The 16,766-nt window shown below is 34.5% G+C and carries 13 protein-coding genes; all 13 read right to left on the reverse strand.

Annotated features, from left to right (window positions below; all coding sequences use genetic code 11):
• Positions 1–164 precede the first annotated feature (164 nt).
• Positions 165–1,319 (reverse strand): acyltransferase, encoded by a 1,155-nt coding sequence (locus tag SD960_RS00005; protein ID WP_318800099.1) that lies wholly within the window; start codon positions 1,317–1,319, stop codon positions 165–167.
• A gap of 102 nt (positions 1,320–1,421) precedes the next feature.
• Positions 1,422–2,324, reverse strand: coding sequence for a LytR/AlgR family response regulator transcription factor (locus SD960_RS00010; protein WP_318800101.1), 903 nt, complete (start codon positions 2,322–2,324; stop codon positions 1,422–1,424).
• A gap of 357 nt (positions 2,325–2,681) precedes the next feature.
• The gene (locus tag SD960_RS00015; protein ID WP_318800102.1) at positions 2,682–6,617 is read right to left on the reverse strand and encodes a leucine-rich repeat domain-containing protein; all 3,936 of its coding nucleotides are present in this window, start codon (positions 6,615–6,617) and stop codon (positions 2,682–2,684) included.
• 49 nt (positions 6,618–6,666) lie between these two features.
• On the reverse strand, positions 6,667–7,428 hold the full coding sequence (locus tag SD960_RS00020) for a LytR/AlgR family response regulator transcription factor (protein WP_042563725.1): 762 nt from the start codon (positions 7,426–7,428) through the stop codon (positions 6,667–6,669).
• Positions 7,429–7,485: 57 nt separating this feature from the next.
• On the reverse strand, positions 7,486–9,420 hold the full coding sequence (locus SD960_RS00025) for a tetratricopeptide repeat protein (protein ID WP_318800105.1): 1,935 nt from the start codon (positions 9,418–9,420) through the stop codon (positions 7,486–7,488).
• A 361-nt stretch (positions 9,421–9,781) separates the two neighbouring features.
• Complete coding sequence (locus tag SD960_RS00030) at positions 9,782–10,189, reverse strand: response regulator (protein ID WP_318800107.1); 408 nt, start codon at positions 10,187–10,189, stop codon at positions 9,782–9,784.
• A 1-nt stretch (position 10,190) separates the two neighbouring features.
• Positions 10,191–11,432: a sensor histidine kinase gene (locus tag SD960_RS00035; protein WP_318800108.1), complete on the reverse strand. Its 1,242-nt coding sequence runs from the start codon at positions 11,430–11,432 to the stop codon at positions 10,191–10,193.
• Positions 11,429–11,734 carry a circadian clock KaiB family protein gene (locus tag SD960_RS00040; RefSeq protein ID WP_318800109.1) on the reverse strand — a complete coding sequence of 102 codons (306 nt, stop codon included), beginning with the start codon at positions 11,732–11,734 and terminating at the stop codon, positions 11,429–11,431. Before SD960_RS00040 ends, SD960_RS00035 begins: the two co-directional genes overlap by 4 nt.
• Positions 11,734–12,033 carry a circadian clock KaiB family protein gene (locus SD960_RS00045; protein WP_318800110.1) on the reverse strand — a complete coding sequence of 100 codons (300 nt, stop codon included), beginning with the start codon at positions 12,031–12,033 and terminating at the stop codon, positions 11,734–11,736. The genes SD960_RS00040 and SD960_RS00045 overlap by 1 nt, the downstream gene beginning before the upstream one ends.
• 7 nt (positions 12,034–12,040) lie before the next feature.
• Complete coding sequence (gene kaiC, locus SD960_RS00050; RefSeq protein ID WP_318800111.1) at positions 12,041–13,714, reverse strand: circadian clock protein KaiC; 1,674 nt, start codon at positions 13,712–13,714, stop codon at positions 12,041–12,043.
• A gap of 188 nt (positions 13,715–13,902) precedes the next feature.
• The gene (locus SD960_RS00055; protein WP_318800112.1) at positions 13,903–15,138 is read right to left on the reverse strand and encodes an RNA polymerase sigma factor; all 1,236 of its coding nucleotides are present in this window, start codon (positions 15,136–15,138) and stop codon (positions 13,903–13,905) included.
• Between the two features lie 236 nt (positions 15,139–15,374).
• Positions 15,375–15,722, reverse strand: coding sequence for a YciI family protein (locus SD960_RS00060; protein ID WP_318800113.1), 348 nt, complete (start codon positions 15,720–15,722; stop codon positions 15,375–15,377).
• Between the two features lie 341 nt (positions 15,723–16,063).
• A complete protein-coding gene (locus tag SD960_RS00065; RefSeq protein WP_318800114.1) occupies positions 16,064–16,516 on the reverse strand; it encodes a carboxymuconolactone decarboxylase family protein in 453 nt (150 codons plus the stop codon).
• Positions 16,517–16,766 lie beyond the last annotated feature (250 nt).

Below are 16,766 nucleotides of genomic sequence, written 5' to 3' on the forward strand. Positions count from 1 at the left end.
CAAAGATAAGATTTTGATATAATAATGTAAAGATATGAGCCCTGATGGGAGGGAAAATCCTTTTGTGCCGGGGTTCGGCACAAAAGATTTGGAAGGACAGCAGGAATAGCTCCTGAAAATAATCCAAAACATCTCCACAAACAAATCCGTTTTTTGATTGATGATTAAATAATCTTCTTCACCCCAGGAATCGCTACCAACAATCCCCCAAAAGCAAAACTCCCCACAACTATCAACGGCGAGACTACCAGAAGTTTTACAGCAGGATCTACAGCCCAGTTTCTTGCAGCTAAGGTGAATGCAACAATAACTACCGGATGAAAAATATAAGTAGCAAAACTGTAACGGGATAATTTGGCAAGCAATGGCGTTGATTGGTTCCATTTTGTTCTTCCTTTGGTGAGAAGGACGGTTAAGATGGAAAGTCCGATCCATTGTTCCCAGATGGCGTAGAGTAGTTGTTGCCAGTGAAAACCTCCTGAATACCATTCTACAGGCATTTTTACGGTGAGTCTGATCACGAAAAAGACTAGGAAAAAGGCTAAACACAACCATGAAGAAAGGGTAAGACGTTTTCTGGTTTTATCTGAAAGTTGTTGGAACCAATTGTTTTTAGAAGCCAATAATCCGATAGTGAAAAAGGCGATGTATTGCGGGAAATGTCCTAATTGGAATCCGAAAGGCTCTAGAACCCAGCCTACAGGAAATATGATTCTAACGGCGAAAGTTACGAGTCCTAATGCCAATGCAAATAGAAGTATGTTTCTTGAGGTAGGAACAGGCAATGTGTTTTCAAAACTGATTTTGAAAACCGTTTTTGCGATTACATAAATAAAAGTAAAAACAAGCAAAGCCAATACAAACCACATTACGCCAACATCGATCCAGGTATCGTAACCGCTTAAATACTGCAAAAAGCTAATATGGTGTCCTTTAGCAAAATAATACACGAGATAGCTTGTAAAAGGCGAAATCACAAGAGAATAAAATATTAACGGAATTCCTAATCGGATTAAACGGTCTGTGATGAATTTGAAGGTGCCTTTTTTGGTAAAAGACGAATCGGTAAAATAGGCGGCAAGCATAAAGAAAAAGCCCATAAAAAACGATTGATTGACGCTGATAAACATTTTTACAGGAATTAGTACGCCAAAAATGGTAGTAGGTTCTGTATAATACCATCCGTCTGAAGAGCTGTAGGCGATAAAAGTATGGTGCAAAATAACCAAAATGGTCAATAGTATTTTGATATTGCCGATGTAAACAAGCTGATTTGGCTGTTTTGCATCTGGTGCTAAAGCTGTGTTTTGGGTTGTCATAATAAGTTTTGATTAGTGTTTCTGAGGGCAAACCTACAACAAGAAAATAGTGTTGTAAGCGGCCTTGTTATCACTAACAAGCTTTTGTGACGAACGACAAGCTTAGGCTATCTGCAGGCTGCGGAGTTGGTTGTAACAAAGGTTGAAACTCTCAATCTGGTTTCGGGAAACGGGAACTTTGGCATCGGTATTATGAAAAGATAAGGTGTAACCCTGAGAATTTCCGCTTACTTTTTCGATCTTAAACATGTTGACCAAATAGGTTCTGTGGCATCTGAAAAAATGCGGATAATCGGTGATTTGTTTTTCGAATTGGGTGAGCGAAATTCGTTTGAGTTCTACAGTCGCTTCGTCGTGGTTTGATTGGGTGAGTTCGATATAATTGCCATCGGCTTTTACAAATAGTAAATCTTCGGGGTTTAAAGTAAAATCGTCTTGTTTGACTTGGGTATTGATAAAAAGGGTGGGAGAGATGGCCGTTTTTTCGGTTTTGTTTTTTAAAGGCTCAAACTGAACCACAAAAGGCGAATCTTTTTTTGATTTGAAATAAAAACCAGCCATTCGCAGAAAAAAATAAAAAAGGATTCCGGCGAGAAAACAGTTTCGAATTTCTTCATATAAATAACGCCACGACCAGTTAGTTGGGTTGTTATAAATTAGATCACGCATTAAAAAACTGGCAATTCCGGACAAAAGCAAAAATATGCCAACATGAATGTATTCTTTTAGTAATGTCCAGTTTTTAAGTTGTTCACGTTCTATATAATTGTATGTTCCGAAATAGAGAAATAAAATTAGCGCAGGCGAAAAAGCATGAAAGAAACAAATGAGGAAATAATTGAGCTTGAATTCAGGCTCATAAACGCCAAATGGCGCAAATAATAATAGAAATACAAAAATGGAAGCAAAGACAATTCCAGCGCTATTCAGAAGATTTTCAGGCTGATATCGGTTAGGATATTCAATTTCTTTTTTTAAATGTTCCGTATTGATGTAAAACGTCATGGAATAAATGTGGCTTTGTTCGGGATTAAAAGTACAAAAATAGTTGTTATGAAAAACGGGTGTCCTAGCCGTGATAGTACACCACTGTTTGGCCATCATATAAAACAAACACAAATTTCACTAATTGCCACTAATTCTCGTTCGTGAAATTAATTTCACAAAATAAGTTAACTATTAAAATTTGTACAAATTCGTGCAATTTGTGTTTAAATTGGTACGCATTGCTTCGCCAGTTCATGCTTTTCACGTTCGGATAGCAGGAAATAGCGCCTCAAAGAAATATTATACACAAAAAAGCCTCCCAAAATCGATTGATCTTAGAAGGCTTTTTGAATGCGGAATACTAATTACCTAAATTTATTCCTTAATTACTTTTTCGACCGATAGGCCGTTTTCAGTTGTAATTCTGATGAAATAAAGTCCGTTTGCTTTGTTTGAAATATTCAGTTGTGCACTATTATTGTTTTCAATTTTAGTTTGCAGGATTCTTCCCTGAACGTCGAATAATTCAATTTTTTTGATGGTATTGTCGCAATTAATAGTCACATTTCCTTTGGTTGGATTTGGATATAATGCTACACTTTTATCTGTTTCAAAATCTTTGGTTCCTAATGATTTAAAGATTGTTTCGGCTTTGTTGGTTTCGATTGGTGCGTTATAATCAAAGAAAATATCAGCCTGTTTTTCAACCTGATCATTGGTAAGAAGATCATCTGCAGTTTTAATTTTGAATAAAATACTTCCGTGACCGCCAACAGGAGGATCTTTTGCCGTAACGTTAGTCGTCACAGGCGCGCCCAGATTAATATTTGAAAAGACAAATTCAACTACGTTTCCGTGAATAAAAGTTTGAGCTGCATGTGAAGTGTCCATTAATTGCAAAGAATTGATGTCGTATTTACTTTGATCAACCACTATTTTTACGATTACAGTTTCAGCTGCTGCAGTTCCTGTATTTTCAAAATTTACAATGTAGTGCAGGTAATCGCCAATTGTACTCGGAGAAACGCTTTTTCCTTCTAAACACGTTATATCATTCGGGTCAAAAGCACCGACCACAATTTGGTTGAAGGTAAAGCTATTGTCTGTCGGAAATTCATCTCCCGCAACAGGCGTTATTGAAGTTACAAAACTCAATACATCGCCATTATTTACGGCAGGAGTTTCTACCGGAGAATTCACATTAAACTCAAGTTCTATAACACGGCTTTCAAATGGCAAAAGTGCGTTGTAATCCCAACTTAAATTGTTAGTGGTTTGCGTAGTAGTTTCTGGTAATGAAGTTAATAAGTCTATTCTGGAATCATCAAAAACTAATTTAATAGTACCCGAAAGTATCTGGTTTCCTTTGTTTTTATAGACAATTTTATATTTGGCATCAAAACCTGGCCTTGCGGGTGTAATCGGGCTTATTACGATTTCTATATCAGGACGAATTCCGTTTGCAGAAAGACAAAAACTCTGATTGCTTATGGTGTAATTATTATCAGGAAAAGTAACCGAAGCTGTTGCCGGTGAGATATTAAACGCCGTCGCATTTTCTATATTTGGATAAATATTATAGTTTCCGGCCTGGGTGTAAAATGTCGAAATTCCTTCGGTATTTGTAAAAGCACTTCCGGTAGTGGTACCATCGTTAATGTCGATTCTAATGTTTGGATGCAAGGGATCATTTATATTACAACCGTTATTATTACCGTCAAAAATAGTTGTTCCGATTAATGTGTTATGAGGTCCGCCAGGGCTTATACTACAGTAGGAATTTGATACTGTTGCTGTCATGCCAGAATTATTAAGTTCGGTTTGAATAGTGGCCAACTGGGCATCATCGGCACAAATGTACGTTAAGGCCGGATTCCCGGAAAATCTTAAATCGGGTTCATTGCTTCCGTTTTTGATAAACAAAGTATTTAATGCATTATCATGACACCACAAATAGGTCAGTTTGTTTTGAAGGCTTACATCGAGCGTTGTAATTTGATTATCATTGCAATATAATCCTTGCAAATTTGGCGCATTACGCAAATCAAGGCTTGTAAGCTGATTAGAATTACAGGCTAAACTTCTTAACTGTGGTGAAGCTATAACATCAAGCGTACTTAACTGATTATAACCACAATTTAGTTCTACAAGATTGGTTAAAGTATATAAATCAAGACTTGTAAGCTGATTGTGTTCGCATTGAAAATAAATAAGATTAGTAAGAGGCAATACATCAAGACTTGTTAATTCATTAAAACCACAGGATAAATCGATCAAACTGTTTAATGAACTCACATTAAGATTGGTTAATTTATTACCGCTGCAATGAAGATAGGCAAGGCTGTTTAAGTTGCTGACATCAATAGCCGTTAATTGATTGCTGCTGCAGCTTAATTGAATTAGGTTTGAAAACGAACTTACATCAAGTGCCGAGATTTTATTATTATCAAGATATAAATAAGCTAACTGGCTTAAACCATTGATATTTAAGTTTACAAGCAAATTATTGCTGCAATTTAATTTGGTTAAATTGGGCATGCTCTCGACATTTAGCGTCGTTATTTTGTTATGAGAACAATCCAGTTCTGTAATGTTAACTAAGCCCGTCATGTTTAAATTAGCCAATAAATTATGAGAATAATTTAAATTGGTAATGTTTGTTAACCCTATCAAATCTAAGCTTGTCAATAAATTATACGAACAATCTAGTGTGGTAAGATTGGTTAATCCGTTTACAATTAAAGAGGGAAGACGGTTTTTTGACAATTTTAATTTTTCTAACTCAACCAAATTATTAACGTCTAAAGAAGTAATGATGTTTCCTGCTGCGCCCAAAACGCCATCAAATAAGTAATTCGAACAATCCAGATATTTAAGTTTGGTTAGTCCGGAAATAGCCAATGTTGTAATTTGATTACCAACAATATCTGTCGAAGCATTATTCGAACAATCTAGATATTCAAGGTTTGCTAAGCCGCTTACATCTAAACCGGTAAGTTTGTTATTGTTAACATCCAAATGTTTTAAGTTGGGAATTAAACTTAAATTTAGGGTTGAAATTTTATTTCGGCCAAAATCCAGATATTCTAGATTAGCTAAATTTGTTAAGCTTAAAGCGGTTAATTTATTGTTACTGCAATTTAAGGAATTAAGATTGTTTAATCCGTTTAAGCTTAGAGAAGTAAGCTGACTGTTAGAACAATTTATTGATTTAAGATACGTCATGCCGGAACCGTTTATGGTTAAAGTCGTTGTTGGATTTCCAAACATGTATAAATTGGTAAGAGTGCTTAATCCTGATACATTTAGTGTTACGGTGGGCTGGGCTAAAATCAGGTTCAGATCCTGGATTGCGGGAAATCCGTTTAAGGTTAAAACTGAATTTGGGCCCGTGTACTGAAAGCTTATAAGTGAATTTAAATTCGTTCCGTTAATGATTAAATTATTTGGCAGATAAGAACATTCTAAAGTGGTAAGTTGCGTTAAATTATTTAAATTTAAAGTAGCAATACTGTTTTCGCCACAGCTTAAATTGGTCAGTTTTGTCGAATTGCTTAAATCTAAACTGGTAATTTGATTGTAAAAACAAGACAAATTAGTTAGTTTGGTTAAAGCCGTAACATTAAGGCTTGTAAGCAGGTTATGACCACATTGCAATTGTTCTAAATTTGGTGTAGCACTTACATCTAAATTTGCCAGATTATTGCTGTTGCAAATTATTGTTTTAAGATTCTGCAATCCGCTTACATTTAAGCTGGTCAGCTTATTGTTTTCACAAATTAAGGCAGTTAAATCTGTCATCCCTGATAAATCAAGGTTTGTCAATTGATTGTTACTGCAAAGCAAAGTACTAATTTTTGTTAAACCATTTAAATTTAGATTACTAAGTCTGTTCTGGTCACAAAATAATTGTGTAAGATTTGACAATGCACTAAGATCTAATGTCCCAATAAAATTTCCTGAAATGTTTAAAACAGTCAGATTTGTTAAACTGCTAACATCCAGATTGAATAGAAAATTGTTGGTACAATCTAAATTTTTAAGATTAGTAAAACTCAAAATTCCGGTTAAATCCATAATAGAAGAGTTCCAAACGCGTAGTCTGTAAACCGCCAATGCTTCACTATTTTGGATTTCTCCATCATTGTTAGTGTCAATTTTTATAGCAGTTCCGGCTTCGTTAAACGCTGTAAGATTTGTAGCGCTGGCTTCCAGCAATTTGGCTTTAAAGGCTGCGTCCGGAATAGAGACGGTCTGGGCATTTACTATTACTGAAAATAGTAATGCCAAAAAGAGTAATTTTTTTCTCATAATTGATTATAGTTTGAGTGGTTCGTTAGAAAATTTTGGGGATGATTTTTTAAAGTGAATTGATTAATTCCTGCAATTTTTCTTTTTTGCTCTGCGCAATCGGAATATTAGCATTATCGGCCATAATCACATATCCGCCATCTGTTTTGATGTACGATTTGAGATATGATAAATTAATTAAATGCGATTGATGAATGCGTTCAAAACCGTGTTCTGCAAGTAATTCTTCATATTCCTTAAGTGTTTTTGATATCAAAACAGGCTTATGGTTTTTGATGAAGAACTGAGTGTAATTTATTTTGGCTTCGCATCGGATAATATCCGAAACCTCAAATAAATGAATTCCGTCGCTGGTTGATAAAGCAATTCTTTTGAAGTTGTCGACTTTCTTGCGAATATTTTCGAGCAGCAAATCGATGTTTTCAAACGAATTATTTTTCCCGACTGCTTCTTTTATTTTGGCCATTGTAAGCTGCAGTTCTTCGGGATCAACGGGCTTCAGAATAAAATCTAAAGCACTAAATTTAAAAGCTTTCAAAGCATATTGTTCGTGTGCGGTAATAAAAACAACATGCGATTTTAGTTTTCCGTTTGCTTTAGAAAGACGTTCCAGAATATCAAAACCGGTTCCGTCTGTTAGATGAATATCCAGAAAAATAACCTGCGGATTCAATTTTTCTATCGCAGCGATTCCGGTTTTAACGCTTTCGGCTTCGCCCACAATAAAAATATCATTTGTATATCGTTCTAAAAGCGCTTTTAGACCGGTTCTTAAATGTTTGTCATCGTCGATTAATAATGCTGTTATCATGGTTTTGGTATTTGGTATTTTTGGTATTGCTATTGTATTTTGAAATTGATATTGATTTTATGAAATGTATTGTATTGGCAGGAACAGCGTAACTTTTGTACCTGTTTTTTGTTGTGCCGAATTGAGTTCTATAATCTCTATTTTTGCCGATTTGGAAGTGATGGATTCCATAATCTTCAAACGTTTTTTTGTGATTTCCAACGCCATGGATTTGTGCGCCGTAACAGAATTTTCTTTTAAAAGTTTAGATTCTGATAAACCAATTCCGTCATCGGTAATTGTACAGATTAATTGCTTGTTTTGGACATCAAAATTAACACTGATTTTTCCTTTTCCTTCTTTGGGAACCATGCCGTGAAGAATCGCATTTTCTACAAAAGGCTGAATCAATAATGGTGGCAATCCCATATTAAATTCAACATTTTCAGTTGATTGAATTTCGAATTCAAACTTATCCTGAAAACGAAGCTGTTCGAGTTCGAGATAATTCTGCAGACTTTCTATTTCTTTATCAATCGGAATTAGTGAACCTTTTGAATATTCGAGTGTCAGGCGCATTAATTTTGAAAATTTAGAAAGATATTTCAATGCCGAATCTGTTCCGTTCTGAACAATAAAACTCGAAATAGAACTTAGGCAATTAAAAACAAAATGTGGATTCATTTGTAAATGCAGTGCTTTTTGTTCATATTCAGCCACTTCTTTTTTAAGTGTGAGCTGGCGTTTTACCTGCATTCGGTTGTAAATTACCAAACCTAAAACGATCAATAATAATCCGCCAAGAATAGAGAAAATAACCAGCTGAATTTCTCTTTTGTGTTTTTCAGAAAGCAGGGCTTCTTTTTTCTTTAACTCATAGCTCATTTCAGCTCTTGCAAACTTTTTATTTGTTTCCTGATTGTTGATGCTGTCCCAGGCAGTAATGTAATTTTTAAAATGTGCCAAAGCTAATTTTGGCTGATTCAAAGATTCATACAATTCGCTTAATAACTTTTCTGTATGAAATGTTTGATCCTGAATGCCAATTTCCTGTGCATACATTAATGATTTTGTAGCATACGGAAGTGCCTCAGTATACTTTTGTTGCTCTTGTAGTAACATTCCAATGCTATATAAGGCCAGAGAAGCGCCAAATTTATTTTGAATTTCTTCGTATAAATTCAAAGATTTTTGGTAATACTCCAGAGCAAGTGATTGATTGTTTTGTTTTTTATAATAATCTCCCAAATAATTGTTTAAGAGTGCAAAACCACGTTTGTTATTGTATTTTTCAAAGCCTTTTTTTGCTTTATTATAATATTGAATTGCATTTTCATATTCGCCCAATTCAAAATAAATAGCACCAATATTGGTTAGCGTTATTGGAGCATTTTCTTCTCCCAGACTTAATTGTATTTTATAAGCCTCTTTTAAATAATGAAGGGCTTTAAGATAAATTTGTTGTGATCTATATATTGTACCAATGTTATTTAATACTTTAGAAATACCTTGTTGTTCGTGAATTTCCTGATATAATTTTAAGGCTTGTTCGTCATTGTTTAAGGCTAAAGTATAATTGTTTTGTTCATAATATGCAACGCCAGAACTAGCATAAGTGCGGGCCAAACCTTTTTTAAATTGATTATTATCAGGGTTTTGTTTCAGCGCAATTTCGAATTCCGTTTGGGCATTTTTGAAGTGTTTTAGCGCAATAGAATAATTTCCAAGAATAATAGAAGCATTTCCTTTGTTTGTATAAGCAGTTGCCAAACCAAAATGGTATCCCTTTTTGGTGCTTAAAACAGCTGCTTTTTGAGCATAAAATAAAGTTGAATCAGGATCGATTTCTTTATATAAATCGGCAATTGTATTGTAGTGGTTAACCTTTGAAGTATCTATTTTAGTAACACGCAAAATACGCTGCAAACTATCAATCTGAGAATTTTGCGCATTTGTCCTGTTGCATACAAAACTAAATAATAAGAAAACGGTTAAACGTAATTTTAGATTCACGTGGTTGTGTTTTGGTTGTTGTGAGACAAATGTATAATTTGTTTTCAACTATCATAACACCAATTATTATTTACACCGTTTTGATTATTATTTGATTGTTTTGGGTTATTTGAATGTTTGAGTAAGAGGAGAAATGTTTAAAAGTCTATTTAGCTACAGAAATTGAACATAGATTTTACCGCAAAGTGCGCAAGGATTTACGCAAAGTCCGCAAAGGTTTATTTATTTCACGCAGATTTAAAAAGATAAAGCAGATTGTACAGATTCAAGAAGATAATTTTAAAAATTAAATCTGCTAAATCTGTAGAATCTGCCTAAAAAAAATCTTTTTAATCTTTTAATCTGTGGCTTTACTATAATTTTATTGCTGTTCGATGATTTTAATGATTTGTTTAGGAATTTCTTCGAAACCTTCAATAGAATAGGGTTTAATGAGGTAACCTTTTACACCGAGCGAATCGCATTTTTCCTTATAAGCAGGATTTATACTCGTCGAATAGATAAAACACGGAATAGTTTTTAGCGTATCCGTATTTAAAATTTGCTGTAGCGCTTCAATACCATCAATTATGGGCATGTTGATATCGGTAAGAATAACGTCAGGAGTTTCGTTGGCGGTGTTTTTTAAATAATTTAAAAGTTCTTCGCCATTTGATACTAAGCTAACTTTATCAAAATCAGGATTTTTATTAAAGATTTCAGAGATTACGTCGGCGTCATCTTCGTCATCTTCAGCAATAATAATATGCAGATTGTTCAATTTTGTCATTTTATACTATTGGAAAATAAAGATTAAATGTGGTGCCTTCGTTGAGATTACTTTCTACAGTAATATTTCCGGAGTGATTTTCCATGATTTTTTTGCAAATAGCAAGGCCAATACCATTTCCGGAATATTCATTCTTAGCATGTAAACGCTGAAATATAGTAAAAATTTTAAGCAGATGATTTTTTTCCATTCCAATACCGTTGTCTTTTATTTGAATTTTTACAAATTTATCAGCAGATTCAAAATCATCAATTTGAAAAATTTGTATAACAGGAGGAATATCTGCTTTACTGTATTTAATAGCGTTTGAGATTAAATTAGAAAAAAGTTGTCGCATTTGTACTTTTGATGCTTGTAATACAGGCAGTTTTCCTATCTCAAAATTAGCTTTTTTATCATTAATAATAAGTTCTAAATCATCATTAACTTCAGCAATTATTTCAACCAGATTTACTTGTGTACGCTCTTCCTGTTTAGTATGCGAGGAATAATTTACCAAATCATCCACGAGAGAATTTAATCTTAAAGCAGATAATTTCATTACGCTCAGATATTTAGTGTCTGTTTCTGAAAGATCTGTTTTGTTGATTCTTTCATTATACATTACTATTTTTCTAAGCGGTTCTTTAAGATCATGAGATATGACATGAATAAACTCTTCCAGATTAGAGTTTATGCGGTTTAGTTCGTTTATTTTTTGCTCAAGCTCTTTTTGATGCTGGATTAACGCATTTTCGTGTTTTTTCTTTTCGGTTAAATCAGTTACGACAATTCCTAATCCCTGTACAGATGGTTCAAGATCAGTTACAGATATTGATGCCAAAAAAGTTCTAGTACTGTAATTGGTTTTAAATATGATTTCGTGTGCCGTTATACCGTATTTCAGTGCTTCGATAAGAGCCGTAAAATGATCCGGATTATTAAAATATTCCTGTAAATAGTTCCCAATAATTTTTTCTGATGGTACACCCAAAAGCTCAGAAAAGTAATCGTTGCAGTACAGGATTAAACCATTCCTTGAAATACTCAAAGCACCCTGCCTGAATTTTTCAATTAAAAGCCTGAAAGTATAATCTGCAGTTTCAAGAGAATAAAGCTGTGGAGTTCCGTTATTGGTTACTACCAATGCATCTACATCACCTGTTTTAATGGCCTCAACAATACTATTAGACTCATGAAGTTCTTCTTTTAATGCTGCTATCTCTTTTAATAAAGATTCGATATGTTTGTTGTTATCGCTCAAATTTGTTCCCTTAAATTTAGTATTTGTAATACTTTTTCCCTGTCTGACAAATCACCTAAAATGATTCTTCTTGGTGCAGGACCTATCTTAATCAATGTTGGTATGGCTACAATTTGATGTATTACGGCCTGTTCTGTATCCCGGCTTATATCTATAATTTCCAGTTCAAAATTATCGGCGAGATATTTGTCACATATTATTCGTAAATTTTCTATTGCATGCCCTGATTTTACAGACATACCCGAAACAAAAAGCATGAACTTATGTTTTTCCGGTTTTGTAACATCAGATGAGTTGCTCATTATAACACTTTTAAAGGTTTAATATTGAGTCCCACCAAAACTCTTTCTTCATTAGAAAGATCCCCGATTATTTTACGAATTGGTTCAGGAAATTTTCTGACCAACGTAGGAACGGCCAGGATTTGATCTCCTTCGGCCAACTGCGGACTTTTAAGTAAGTCTATAATTTCGATACTATATTTACCTGCCAAATATTCTTCGGCGTATTTTTTTATATTTTCGAGTGCTTTAATCGACTTTGGTGTCTGACCTGCGATATATAGCAACAATTGCCATTCGGCTACAGCTTCTTTTTTCATTTTATTGCTATTTTTTTTTAGGATTCAGTTTCTCATTCAACAGTTCTGTTGCTTTTAAGATGCTTAATTCTTCTTCTGCCGATTCAAATTCGTTTCGGAGCGCTTCTATATTAGCCTGAAGTACTTTGCGTTTGCGCTCAATTTCACGGTCTTTTCTGCTAATTTCATTTTGCAGTTTAATATCAGAAATAGTTTTCCTGAACTGATGCGTTCTTCTTGCAGATCCCGTCAATATTCCCTGCGGGCCTAATTCCACATCAAGCAGTTCAATTCCTTTACTTGTAATGACAAATTCCCTAACCTGATTAGAATGGCCCATTCCGCGGGCTTTTATGATAAAAATTCCACGGTTTCTTTCGCCAATTCCTTCCATATCACGTACCGTTATCCAGGTATCAACCAAGGATGATACGGATTCTTCTGCAAGATCTGGCCTAAAATTATCCGTCTGTTTATTTAAAGAAGTAAAAAGTGCCGTAATATTATTCGCTTTTAGCATATCTATGAGCCTCACCAGCATCGAACGAACCTCCTGCTGGCTTCCAACTGTAATAAGATTACTGATAGGATCAATAACAATAGTAGTAGGTTGGTATTCTTTGATAAGTTTTCTTAGCGTAAGCAAATGCAGTTCAAGTCCGTTTAATGAAGGACGTGAAGAATGAATTTGTAGATTACCTTTTTTAATATGTCTTTCCAGGTCAATGCCAATCGATTTCATATTTCGCACCAATTGTTGCGGCGATTCTTCAAAGGCAAAATAGATTACTCTTTCATTTTTTTTGCATTGTTCGTCGGCAAAGTAACTGGCAACGGTAGTTTTGGCAGTCCCCGCAGTTCCGGAAATCAATATATTGCTTCCGCGATAAAATCCGCCGTCGTCAAACATTTCGTCTAAACCGGGAACTCCTGTAGAAATTACATCTGAAGAAACCTCATTATTTAATTTTAAAGAGGTAATAGGCAATACCGAAATTCCGTCCTCATCAATTAAAAAAGGATATTCGTTTGTACCATGAGTCGATCCGCGGTATTTTACAATTCGCATTCTTCTGGTCGAAACCTGTTCGATAACACGATGGTCCAGAACGATAACACAGTCCGAGACATATTCTTCTAATCCCTGACGTGTAAGCGTTGCTTCTCCGCGTTCGCCTGTAATAATCGCTGTTACGCCTTTGGTTTTAAGCCAATGAAATAATCTTCGTAACTCAGCTCTAAGAATAGCCTGATTGTCAAGACCTGCAAATAAAGATTCGATCGTATCGAGCACCACTCGGGTTGCTTTTATCGAATCGATGGCATGTCCTAATCTTATAAATAAACCGTCGAGATCATATTCTCCCGCTTCTTCAATTTCCGATCTTTCAACTCTTACATGATCTACTACAAGCTTTTTATCTGCTTTTAGTTTTTCGAGGTCAAAACCAAGTGATTTGACATTTAATGTAAGATCATCCGAAGGCTCTTCAAAAGACATGAAAACTCCGGGTTCGTTATATTCTGTAATCCCTTTAATAAGAAATTGCATAGATAACAATGTTTTTCCGCAGCCCGCACCACCGCAGATTAAAGTTGGTCGTCCTTTAGGAAATCCACCATCAGTAATCTCATCAAGGCCGTCTACTCCTGTAGGAGTTTTAGGAAAAGTAAAACTATGTGATTTTGTTTGTTTTTGCACGATATAAAAAATTCTGTTTACTCAAATATACGTTTTCCTACAATATTTAACATTAATATTTATTAAAGATTTAACAGCTGTTTAAATAATTTTGAAGTCATTATTTGGAAAAAACTGCCTTATTATGCGAATAATAAATGATAATGCAAATACACTCGAATTACTATTGAAATTAAGAATTTTTTAAATCAAAAAAAAGAAAGCTGAAGAATATTTTTATTGATGATATTTTTGTCAGCAATTGTTTTGGCTAAACCAAGAGCGGTTACAAAATGCTGATGTGCTTTTTTATTATCCACATCAGTATATAAATTTCCGAGTAAAGAATAATAGAAATGATTATCGGTTAAATGGAGTTTTTCAGCTTCGATAATTGCTTCTTTTTTGCCATTTACTTTTGATAAGGCAAAAGTGCGGTTTAAAGCCACAATTGGCGAATATTCCAGAATAATCAGATTATTGTACAATTCCAGAATATGCTGCCATTTTTCGGGAGAATCTTTTTTCTGTGTATGCCAGTAAGCAATTCCGGCTTCTAAATGGTATTTAGAAAGTTTATTTCCTGACGATGATTTGCTTAAAAAATAAGTTCCTTTATCGATCAGTTCCTGATTCCAAAGTAATTCGTCCTGATCCTGATACAAAATAATTTCTCCATTTTCTGAAGTTCGCGCTTCAAATCTTGAAGAGTGAAAACACATCAAAGCCATTAAAGCGTTTGTTGCTGGTAAATTGGTACTTTCATTCTGAATCAATAAGTAGGTGAGGCGCATCGCTTCGGCACAAAGATCTTTGCGCAAAGTCGTATTTTGCGATGTAGAATAATAACCTTCAGAATACAGCAGATAAATCGTTTTTAAGACCGTCTCAATGCGGTCGTTAATTTCTGCCGAATTAGGATGCTGAATTTTAATGTTTTCTTCTTTGAGTTTTTCCTTGGCGCGATTGATTCTTTTGTAAATTACTTCTTTATTAGATAAAAAAGCGTCTGCGATTTCATTGATTCCAAAACCGCATAATAAGTTTAGCGCCAATGCAATCTGAGCTTCGTTTGAATTACAGGGATTACAAACCGTAAAAATCATGGCCAATTGACTATCGGCAATATTTTGTTCCGATAAATCAATTTCCGTTTCCGGATTATGAAGCGGTGCGTTGTATTTTATTTCGGTTGCAATTTTCTTTTCAAAAATATCATTTCGCTTAAAATAATTCTTGGTTTTATTCTTTGCAACCGTATAAAGCCAGGCAGTCGGATTATCCGGAATTCCTTTTATTGCCCAGGTTTCGGCTGCAGCCAAAAATGTATCGCTTACAATATCCTCAGCAATCTCAATATGATGAATACCAAACAGATTACTAAGTACCGAAACTATTTTTTGGTATTCTGTTCTGAATAGGTTGGGTATGAGTTCTTTTTCCATAGTTGCAAAATTCCAATTTTTGTCATTGCGAGGAACGAAGCAACCTCACTAATATAGACTTATGTCGATTTAACCACTTAGATTACCTTACGTTTTAAACCCGACAGGTTTTACAACATGTCGGGTTTGACGCAATCTTGTCGTAAATCTTTGTCGTAAATCTTTGTCGATTCTGCGAGTGAGATTGCTTCGTTCCTCGCAAAGACACGCCTAATTTACAATCTAAAATCAACAATCTAAAATTCAGAAACCGCCATTCTAATCTCCACATTTCCACCTAAATTCAAAATTGGGCAATTTTGTGCGATTTCGGCAGCTTCGTCATAATCTTTGGCTTTTACGGTAATCATTCCGCCAATAGATTCCTTGATTTCTACATACGGACCGTTTGTTACGTTTTTGTTATTGGCAACAATTTTTCCTTGTCCGTCCCAGCGTTGTAATGGTCTTGCCAGTTTATCTTGAGCAGCCAGACTCCCAAACCAATTTTGCCATTGCTGAAAATGCTGCTGCATTTCTTCCGGCGAAGGCTGTATTTCTTTAGTTGTAAAATCTCTTCTGAAAATTAATAAAAACTCGTTCATTGGTTATATTTTTTAAATTAAAAATTTAGAATTAAAAATTAAAAATCTTTTTAATCTTGGCTAATTTTTCACGCAGATTTATGCTCATTTTTGTCATCCTGAGGAACGAAGGATCACACTAGAAACTCCGCAATAATTTCCCCATAGATTTGAAATACTTTGAGTTACTTGCGAAGATTTCTCCTCCGAAATGACAAACAAGACTTGAATATTATAAAAAAATCTGCTCAATATGCCCAATCTGCGTGAAATAAAAATCCAATCTGTGGCTAGAAAAAAAGCTGTTTTTATTGAAGACATAAATTTACTCTTTTACCTCAAATAAAAAACAGCTGATTTATTTATCCAAATTGCCCAACTCTGTAAGATCCTACATTGTTTGGAAAAGCAAGATTTAAACGGTTCCAGGTATTGATCGTTGTAATAGCCAAAGTAAGATCAATCAACTCTTCATCAGAAAAGTGTGCTTTTGCATCAGTATAAACATCATCAGGTACATGGCAAGCAGTTACGGCTTCTGCATAGGCAAGAGCGGCTCTTTCTTTATCTGTGTAAAAAGGAGTTTCTCTCCAGGCACTTAAACCAAACAAACGTTGTGGAGTTTCGCCTGCCGCCAAAGCTTCTTTTGAATGCATATCGAGACAATAAGCACAACTATTAATTTGTGATACTCTAAAATCTACTAAATCTACAAGTGATTTTTCAAGACCTGATTTTTTTAAATAAACAGTAATTCCAAATAAAGGAGTTAATGCTTTTTGACCTTTTTCGAATAAATTAATTCTAGTTTCCATTGTGTATAGTTTTAAATGTTATACCCTAATGACAACCGAACTTTCAGAATTGGACAAATTTTAGAAATAAAAATAAAAAAAAGATTTAACCGCGAAGTGCGCTAAGGTTTTTTTTAAAGTGTGTTAACACAACACAAGTCCGCAAAGCTAAATCAACACAAAGTTTTATCGATTCTGTGTTTAAACATAGGCTACGGTTTCAACCATAGGGACGCCGTTGGGACATGTATAATGGAAATGTATTTTGCTC

Origin of the sequence: Flavobacterium sp. MMLR14_040, assembly GCF_033657265.1 — a bacterium.
Taxonomy (GTDB): domain Bacteria; phylum Bacteroidota; class Bacteroidia; order Flavobacteriales; family Flavobacteriaceae; genus Flavobacterium.

Excerpts from the sequence above, each read along its gene's own strand:
- SD960_RS00005 (WP_318800099.1), bottom strand. The coding sequence starts at position 1,319 with ATGACAACCCAAAACACAGCTTTAGCACCAGATGCAAAACAGCCAAAT.
- SD960_RS00010 (WP_318800101.1), bottom strand. The coding sequence starts at position 2,324 with ATGACGTTTTACATCAATACGGAACATTTAAAAAAAGAAATTGAATAT.
- SD960_RS00015 (WP_318800102.1), bottom strand. The coding sequence starts at position 6,617 with ATGAGAAAAAAATTACTCTTTTTGGCATTACTATTTTCAGTAATAGTA.
- SD960_RS00020 (WP_042563725.1), bottom strand. The coding sequence starts at position 7,428 with ATGATAACAGCATTATTAATCGACGATGACAAACATTTAAGAACCGGT.
- SD960_RS00030 (WP_318800107.1), bottom strand. The coding sequence starts at position 10,189 with ATGACAAAATTGAACAATCTGCATATTATTATTGCTGAAGATGACGAA.
- SD960_RS00040 (WP_318800109.1), bottom strand. The coding sequence starts at position 11,734 with ATGAGCAACTCATCTGATGTTACAAAACCGGAAAAACATAAGTTCATG.
- SD960_RS00045 (WP_318800110.1), bottom strand. The coding sequence starts at position 12,033 with ATGAAAAAAGAAGCTGTAGCCGAATGGCAATTGTTGCTATATATCGCA.
- SD960_RS00055 (WP_318800112.1), bottom strand. The coding sequence starts at position 15,138 with ATGGAAAAAGAACTCATACCCAACCTATTCAGAACAGAATACCAAAAA.
- SD960_RS00060 (WP_318800113.1), bottom strand. The coding sequence starts at position 15,722 with ATGAACGAGTTTTTATTAATTTTCAGAAGAGATTTTACAACTAAAGAA.
- SD960_RS00065 (WP_318800114.1), bottom strand. The coding sequence starts at position 16,516 with ATGGAAACTAGAATTAATTTATTCGAAAAAGGTCAAAAAGCATTAACT.